6 protein-coding genes are annotated in these 8,724 nt (G+C 44.7%); 2 read left to right on the forward strand and 4 right to left on the reverse strand.

What is annotated here, in order from left to right:
• Positions 1–465 precede the first annotated feature (465 nt).
• The 3 genes from AB6E78_RS13110 to AB6E78_RS13120 all read right to left on the reverse strand — a co-directional run bounded on the left by AB6E78_RS13110 (position 466) and on the right by AB6E78_RS13120 (position 6,290).
• Positions 466–3,855, reverse strand: coding sequence for a response regulator (locus AB6E78_RS13110; protein ID WP_136977818.1), 3,390 nt, complete (start codon positions 3,853–3,855; stop codon positions 466–468).
• 216 nt (positions 3,856–4,071) lie between these two features.
• Positions 4,072–5,094, reverse strand: coding sequence for a 16S rRNA (guanine(1207)-N(2))-methyltransferase RsmC (rsmC, locus tag AB6E78_RS13115; RefSeq protein WP_017066801.1), 1,023 nt, complete (start codon positions 5,092–5,094; stop codon positions 4,072–4,074).
• Between the two features lie 110 nt (positions 5,095–5,204).
• A complete protein-coding gene (locus AB6E78_RS13120; RefSeq protein ID WP_017066800.1) occupies positions 5,205–6,290 on the reverse strand; it encodes an AI-2E family transporter in 1,086 nt (361 codons plus the stop codon).
• 76 nt (positions 6,291–6,366) lie between these two features.
• Here AB6E78_RS13120 and AB6E78_RS13125 point away from each other — a divergent pair, with 76 nt between their 5' ends.
• Positions 6,367–6,492, forward strand: a complete 126-nt coding sequence (locus tag AB6E78_RS13125) for a hypothetical protein (protein WP_004734537.1) — start codon at positions 6,367–6,369, stop codon at positions 6,490–6,492.
• A 141-nt stretch (positions 6,493–6,633) separates the two neighbouring features.
• On the opposite strand, the gene hemL is transcribed toward AB6E78_RS13125, so the two are convergent.
• The gene (gene hemL / locus AB6E78_RS13130) at positions 6,634–7,929 is read right to left on the reverse strand and encodes a glutamate-1-semialdehyde 2,1-aminomutase (protein ID WP_010436060.1); all 1,296 of its coding nucleotides are present in this window, start codon (positions 7,927–7,929) and stop codon (positions 6,634–6,636) included.
• A 296-nt stretch (positions 7,930–8,225) separates the two neighbouring features.
• On the opposite strand from hemL, the gene erpA reads away from it, so the two are divergent.
• Positions 8,226–8,567 carry an iron-sulfur cluster insertion protein ErpA gene (erpA, locus tag AB6E78_RS13135; protein WP_004734539.1) on the forward strand — a complete coding sequence of 114 codons (342 nt, stop codon included), beginning with the start codon at positions 8,226–8,228 and terminating at the stop codon, positions 8,565–8,567.
• The last annotated feature ends 157 nt before the right edge of the window (positions 8,568–8,724 follow it).

The following is an 8,724-nucleotide window of genomic DNA, read 5'->3' on the forward strand; positions in this document are numbered from 1 at the left end:
ACCCCACGTCATTAACGTCAAAATAGGTTGCTTTGGTGGTTTTTCGTACGCAATTGTTAAAGTGATGTGACTCGCATTTGGTTTTGAGGTTCTTGCAGGTTGTAAGTGGCCACTAACTTTAAAGGCTTTTTATTATAATGCCTTACCCTACGTTGGTATAATTGTAGATCTCGGTCACTTGCCAGTTTTACGTTAAATTTCCCTAGAAAATTAAATCTGCCGTTCTGTTGTGACTCGCTTCTCAAACTGCAACAAAGAGTCAGATATGATTGAGAATAGAACGAAAAGTACTGACGGTTACGAGCTCACACTGTACGTAATTGGCGTGAATTCCTCCTTGTTTAAGGGCGTAAAAAAAGTGCGTTGCAAGCGATGGGATTCTACTTTTTGTGATTATTAGGCGTACAAAAAAGCCCACGCTAGGTGGGCTCCATTATTCAAAGTATCGTGATGTTGGTTCAGGGATTAACTGGTCAGTAGTTTCTGAAGTTTATCTCTTAGCATCTCAATATGGGTTCTTTCTGGCGTCTGTTCTTTACAGTGTTCCAGTATGAATTCGATTGAGCTCAGTACCGTTCGCCAGCGAGGGGTTTTCGGTAGGGTTTCTACGCGTAGGTATTTGTCTAGCGTTCGAGTTTGCAGCGTACTGCGGTCTAAGTAGACGCGCCACAAGCCACTCTTCTCGGCGAAAGCGAACTTGGTTTCACCCGTCACCGATTCCCAGTAGATGATGGCATTAGTCATCGCATCGACCAGTACCTCGCGCATTAACTCTTGCTTGTTTTTACCTTCACCGGTTGCCTTGTCAGCAAGACGAGTAAATTCTCCGCCAAGCTCCTTCAACTGTTGCAACTTATCTTTGTCGCCTTCAAAGGCATAACTAGAGAGAGCTTCAACCGCCGTTTCAAGGTTATTGATTCGGTTTGAGTTAACACCACCACCTACATTGAAGATATACATGGTGTCGAGCCCTGAGCCTTCAGGCAGCTTAAGGATGTCACTTGGTATGCGCTGACGTGTATCGTCTATATAGATATCAATATCACCGCAGTAGTGGGCTTGTTCTACCTTAAGGTATTTAGGCGCAATGATCTCGTCGACCATTGAGCGTTTAAGTTGTTCTTGTCCGCGTCTGAATAGCTTCGCCGCAGCTTCGTTAGCAAAGCGAATACGTTGGTCGTCACGAATACAGATGATGGCTTCAGGTGCCGATTCTAGTTGCTCTAATAAGCGGCCTTGAGTTTCTAACAAGTTAGCCTCAACCATCGCTCTATGTTTGAGCTCGAGTTGCAGTTGGTCGTTTTCAAGGCGTCTCTGTTCAGCTTTGCTTGCTGATAGATGTGCTGTAATTCGAGCCGCTAGTTCTTGTTTGTTGAACGGTTTAGACAAGTAGTCATTGGCGCCAGCTTCGAAACCTCGAACACGGTCTTCTGCTTGGTTGAGTGCCGTTAGCATGATGATTGGCAACTGAGCATGATCGTATTGCTTACGCAGTGCTTCACAAACCTGATAGCCGCTCATTCCTGGCATCATGATGTCGAGTAGAAGCAGCTCTGGCTTCTCTTTCTCAATCAGTTCAATGGTTTCAGGGCCATCACATGCAGTACGTACTCGATAACCTTCTAACTTCAAGAAGCTGTCTAATACTCGTAGGTTAACCGGCTCATCATCGGCGATAACCAATAACGGGCCATCTGGGTTTTCACTGATAACACTATTTTCTTGTTGGCTGTTATCAATTAAATCAGGCGCTTGGAAGTGCGAGTAGTGACCTGATTCGTTGTAACTGTCTAACTCATCTTGAGTAGCTAGGGGCAGGGTAAAGCTAAACGTAGTGCCGAGCATTGGTTGGCTACTAACGTACAGTGAACCGCCCATTAGCTCGATCAACTGACGACTGATCGATAATCCAAGCCCTGCACCTTGGCGGTAGTTACTCGCATCTTGGCCTGCTTGAATCAATGGCTCAAAGATGTGCTCAAGGTACTCGGCCGGTATACCTTGGCCAGTATCGACAACTTGTACACGAATGTTGTCATCGATAACGCTGGCAGAGATAACAATTTTACCTTCTGAGGTGTACTTGATGGCATTGCCGACCAAGTTATACATCACTTGCTCAAGTCGTTGAGGATCCGATGAAACCAGACCTAAATCACTTGGGACTTGGTTAATAATACGGATTGGCTTATTGCCCAATAGGTGATGAGACAACTCTAGGACCAAGCTGGTGGCTGCCGACAAATCAACGGCTGATTTCTTAATATCTAAGCTGCCATAGCGCATCTTGTGATAATCAAGCAGATCATCAACCAAGGTCGCCAATCTCTGACCGCTATTGATGATGATATCCAACTGATATTTCTGATTAGCAGGAATAGGGCCGTTAGCTCCAGATATCAACGCTTCAGCGATACCCACCATGCCATGCAGTGGTGTTCTCAATTCATGTGAAGTAGTCGCTAAGAACTCATCTTTGAGTTTATTTGCCAGTTGTAACTCTTCGTTTTGCTTTTGAATGGTCTTAAGGTTGTCCTCAAGCTCATCGTTTTGGCTTTTGATGAGCTGCATTTTTTCACGAATAGATCGCTGCATTCTTTCGAAGCTCACCGCGAGTCGGCCTATCTCATCTTTGCGCTCGGTATTGATCATGGTTTCATCGAGATCACCCGCCGATACTTTTTCGGCAGCCCACGTCAGTTTAAGCAGTGGGGATGTGATGAAGTTAGACAGATAGTGCGATGCAACGACTACCAGAATGATCGCCGTTAGCATCACGATCACGAAGATCTTTTCTAACTGATGAATACGGGCAAACGCCTCTTTCTCTGGCAGCTCTACGACAAGAGCCCATGTTGCGTATTTCAGCTCAATTGGCGTATATGCCGCGATGATCGCTTGATCTAGGGTGTTGTCGAAGGTGCCAACCGCTGTTTCGCCAGCCAATGCTTTATCGACAACATCTAGGCTCAAGTTGATAGATTCTTGTGAATGAGCAAGGCTACGCGGCAGGTGATCATCACCTACAAGCAGCGTTTGAATATTCGAACTCTTGTTGAGATCCGCAATCAACTTAGTAATGCCGTTGATTGGTAGCCTAAACATCGCGTAACTGTGTAGGTAGCCTTGTTGAACGATAGGTGCGCCTAGCCATGCGGTCTGTTTGCCATTCTCGTCTTTAAAGTCAGAAACGATAACCGGCGTGTAATCTTCGTTAGATTTGCGTCGGTCGGTTACGTCTTTGGCTAGTCGTTGAAAGGTAATACCTAGGTTGGAGTCCTTGTATTTTCCTGTCAGCAGATTGGTGCCGTAATCGTCATTTTTAAAGACGGAATAAGCGACGTTACCGTTGATATCAACTAAGAGAATATCGTCAAAATCAGAGCGTTTAAGCAGTTCTAGGTAAGCATTATGGTAGCGCTTGTGGAGCAGGCGATAACGCTCGCTGCCAATAAAGCTGCTGGATTCAGGGAGGATCGACGTTTTGATTTGATCGCCAGAGCCTTGAATATAGCGCTGCTGTGCATTACTGCGTGCCTCGTCAATATCTAACCCCAATCGTTGAAATGCATTGATCAAACCATAAAATCGCCCGCCACTGGCATTGGCCAATTCTGAGCGAACAAAGCCCATCACTTGGGATTCTTGAGCTTGTAGGTAATCGACAATTTGCTGCTGCTTAGTATCACGAACCGAAACAAGGTGTGAGGTGCTTTGTTCCTGGAGATCCTGACTGTGCGATTGGAGGAAAAATATCGCGATAAGTGTCACAGGGGTAATACTGAGGACAAGAAATGCCAGCATTAGGGTATTTTGAAGGCGCTTAAACTTCTGCTTACGATAGAATCTAAACATAAATTGGGTACTACTTTCCTTTGATGTACTGCTAAAAGGGGCGAAAACAAGTACAGAGAATAGAATTAACGGGTTCCAATTTAACGAAATTAACGAGTTTTTTTACTTTGACAAGTAAGTGGTATTTAAAGCGTGTGCAAAAGCTCATTTTTATAGAGTTTTGACAAAAATATGAACAGACAGCGCAGATAATGACCCTGCGCTGTGCTAGAGAGGTTATTTGTTTGCGTGATAGATCGCGAATTTAGTGGTCTTATTTAGAGTCGCGCATTTTCCAAACGCTTGTTCAATAATTGGAATGTATTTTAAGAAACTATTCGCAACAATAATCATCTCACCAGAACGCTTCAAATGCTTAGGAGCCTGAGAAAGTAAGGTCTCAGTCGCGCTGTAGCTAGTGTCTAAACCTGAATGGAATGGTGGGTTACTGATGATGAACTGATAGTCTTCTGCAGTATCAGAATAGACATCGGATGCGAAGACTTTACCCGTTAAACCATTCGCTTCTAGCGTTGCTTGGCTTGATGCCACGGCAAATGCACTGATGTCGCACATTTCTAGCTCGATATCTGGGTTACGAGATGCCATCACCGCGCCCAATACGCCTGCACCACAGCCAAAATCCAGTACCTTGCCTTTTAGTTTTGGCAGAGTATCCAACAGAAGTTGGCTACCGACATCGAATTGACCGTGACTGAAGACGCCAGGAAGGCTTTTTACCGTAAGTGATTGCTCACCAATGTTAACCGTGTAGGTCTTAAACCAGTCTTGCAGGTTGAACGCTTGTGGTTGCTCGAAGCATTGACCCCAGTAGAAAGAGCAACGACGCGCTGAATCGTATTTAACAACTTTGCCGTAAGGAGCAAACATCTTCTCGATGCTTTTCACGCCTGAACGGTTTTCACCAACCACGACGATCTCGGTATCTTTGCCTAGCTTGGCAAATAGCATCGCCAACAAAAATTCCGCTTCCGCTTTGGCTTTTGGCCAGTACAACATCACTAAGTCGGCTTTGGTCTCTTCGGTAAACTCCGCACCATAAAAACGTTGGATGGTGTTGTAGCCTTCTAATTGACGGTAGTAGCTGTAATTAGAAGTAAACACAGAGACAGATTCACAATGCTTCGCTAACTCAACAGGGAACAAGTCTTCTGCCTCACCGGCAACTAAAACATGTTTGCCTTCAAAGTAGGCGAGTTGGCGTTGAGCAATCTGGCTTGGTGCAATATAAGCTGACATAGGACACTCTGTTGAATCGTTAGCAAAAAATGAGGGCGGATTTTCGCATAATCCGCCCAAAGCTTGAAGTGTTTAATACGGGTTCGCCAATCAAGTTGACGTCAAGTTCGTTAACTCTTGTCTTGCTGGTTTAAAAAGTCCTTAAACTCTTCATCGTAGATGTTGAATAGGACAATGGTAATCGCAAAAATCAATGGTCCGTAGATAAGACCAATTAGGCCAAACAGTTGAATACCACCCAATAGTGAGAAGAAGATCATCAGGGTATTCATGCCTGCACTGCCTTGCATTAGCAGCGGACGCAGAAGGTTATCAATTGAACCAACAATCGCTACACAGTAAACCGTTAGGAAAATCGCCCACGTGGTATCACCAGTTAGGAACAAGTAGGTTGCTGCTGGAATCCAGATTAATGCGGTACCCACAACTGGGATGAAAGAGGCAAAGCCCATCATAGTACCCCAGAATAGACCTGGGAAACCGGCAATCCACATACCTAAACCGCCGGCAAAACCTTGCGCGATTGCGGTTAAGAATGAGCCCATTACTGCTGATTTAGATACTTGTTCTATCTCTGTTAGAAGTTTGTCTTCTTGGCTACGAGACAGCGGCAGAATATGACGAACCACACTGATGATTTTGTCATGATCTCTTAATAAGAAGAACAAAACGAACAGCATCAAGAAGAAATCCATCAAGAAATTGGTTGCGTCACCTAAGATTTTGGCACTGATACCAACTAGCTTAGAACCAAAGCTGGTCGCAAACTCACCGACTTTTTGTGCGATGGCTTGGGGATCAATGTTGTCGAAAGGCAGGTAGTTATTCACAAATGACAGCGCTTTGACCACTAACGGATGAGCAAACAGAGTCTGAATGCCACCGTGGGTCACCCATTGGTAAGTATTCTGAGAGAACAGAGAACCTTGCTGAACAATTGCTGCGAATACTGCCAATAAAGGGATAACAATAATGAAGGTCAGTATGATACAAGACAGCAGAGAGACGATGTTTTCTTTATTCGGGAGCTTTTTTTCAAGCCACTCATGGATTGGGAACATCAATAGTGAAATGATAAAGGCCATCACGATAGAGTTAACGTATGGCTCGATAAGCAAGTAACAAGCATAAGCCGCCGCGAGTAGGGCAATGATGATCACCCAGTGGCTGGAATTGATTTTGAGTTTTTCTGACACGGTAATGGTCTCTATATTTGCGTTCTGAGTTTATAATGGCTGCAAAACAGAGAGTTAGCAATGAGGAGTTTTGATAATGGGATGCTGTAATAAAGATAAGAAATGCCAAGACGAAGAACAGCAAACAAAAAAAGAGATCCCTTGGTTCAGAATGTTCCTTGGTACCTTGATGTTGTTGGTTTTTCTTTTCTGGGAACGTTAATCGCTTTTGGTTCAGCTTTAGCCTTAGTCGACGGCTAAATAAGCTGTCATATTTTTTGGCTGGTGAGCGCGATATATAAAAAGGGCTGCATTTAATGCAGCCCTAAATTCAATCGGTTAGCGACTTATAAAGTGCTTTCGATTATTTGCTTTCAGCAGCAATGATCGCAAGAGAGCGGTCGGCAGCTTCTAGTGTTGCATCAAGTTCTTTTGAACCATGAGCAAGAGAAGTAAAGCTTGCTTCGAATGCTGAAGGTGCAAGGTAAACACCGTGATCTAACATTAGGTGGAAGAAGCGCTTGAAGCGTTCTACATCACACTTAGTTACATCTTCGTAGCACGTCACAGTTTCTTGATCTGTGAAGAAGAAACCAAACATACCGCCAACTTGATGAACTAGCATCGGGATGCCGTGCTTGTCAGCAAGTTGCTTGAAGCCTTTTGCCAACTGCTTAGTTTTTGAAGCTAGACGCTTTTCGTTGCCTTCTTCTCGTAGAAGGTTCAAACATGCGTAGCCAGCAGCCATTGCAACAGGGTTACCTGAAAGCGTACCCGCTTGGTAAACAGGGCCAGTTGGTGCGATGTATTGCATCACGTCTTTACGACCACCGAAAGCACCGACAGGCATGCCGCCGCCAATCACTTTACCAAGACACGTTAGGTCTGGCTTGATGTTGTAGTAAGCCTGAGCACAACCTTCAGCAACGCGGAAACCTGTCATTACTTCATCAAAGATTAGCAATGCACCTTCTTGATCACAGATTTCACGTAGACCTTCGTGGAAGCCTTCTACAGGAGGGATACAGTTCATGTTACCCGCTACCGGCTCAACGATGATACAAGCGATCTCGCCTTTGTTTGCTGCGAAGATTTCACGTACTGAATCTAGATTGTTGAAGGTTGCTGTTAGCGTTAGTTTCGCAAAATCAGCCGGTACGCCTGGAGAGCTTGGTTGACCTAAAGTCAGTGCGCCAGAACCAGCTTTTACAAGTAGGCTGTCTGCGTGGCCGTGGTAGCAGCCTTCAAACTTAAGAATTTTGTCACGACCAGTGAAGCCACGAGCTAGACGAATCGCGCTCATTGTTGCTTCTGTACCTGAGCTCACCATACGTAGCTGTTCCATTGATGGAACCATCTCAGATACCAGTTCAGCCATTTTGATTTCAGTTTCGGTTGGAGCACCGAAGCTAAGGCCGCGTTGAGCTGCTGCAATAACTGCGTCACGAATAACCGCGTGGTTGTGACCAAGGATCATTGGACCCCAAGAGCCAACGTAATCGATATACGCTTTACCATCAGCATCAAAAATAAGTGGGCCATCAGCGCGTTCAACGAAGATTGGAGAACCACCTACGCCATTGAATGCACGAACTGGAGAGTTTACGCCACCAGGAATGGTTTGCTGTGCTTTTTCGTACAGCTCTGCTGATTTGGTCATTGATATATCCTCTTTTGACTGTCGGACCAATTGGCACGCATTGTACCTATCCCTAATCCAACTAGGAATGCTTTCGCCCAGATAATCACCCGAATCTGGTTGTTTTGTGTGGTTACACGTTTTAATTGTTAGATATTGGCGAGTTTACGACAGTAAAAGGACCGATCCTGTGGTGAATACTTGAACGTTTCAGTCAGGTATTAGATAATCACCGGAATATAAGAAAATACTCAACAACTATGGTCTCGAATTAGATTTGTATCATGTTGTTTTTGACACAGGTAAGAGAGGTTGTCGTGAGCGAAGTAAATATCCCATTGTCTTTTTCTGATGCAGCAGCTACCCGCGTACAAACGCTAATTGCTGAAGAAGAAAACCCAGAACTAAAACTGCGTGTATACATTACAGGTGGTGGTTGTAGCGGTTTCCAATACGGCTTCACATTTGATGAAAAAGTAAATGATGGCGACACTACAATTGTAAACAGCGGTGTAACGCTGGTTGTTGATCCAATGAGCCTACAATACCTAATGGGCGGCATGGTTGATTACACTGAAGGCCTAGAAGGCGCACGCTTCTTTGTGAACAACCCGAACGCTACAACAACATGTGGTTGTGGCGCATCATTCAGCGTATAGCATGAGTTGAAAATAGCTTGAGCTCAAAGCTGTATTAGATACATTTCAAACGCCGAACTTATGTTCGGCGTTTTTGTTTTTACTTAGTAACTTATTACTTTTCGTGCGACCTGAGGTCGTATGAAGCGTTGTTCACCGCTTAACGAGTGAACCATCT

This window comes from Vibrio sp. 10N.247.310.98, assembly GCF_041467395.1.
GTDB lineage: Bacteria > Pseudomonadota > Gammaproteobacteria > Enterobacterales > Vibrionaceae > Vibrio > Vibrio crassostreae_C.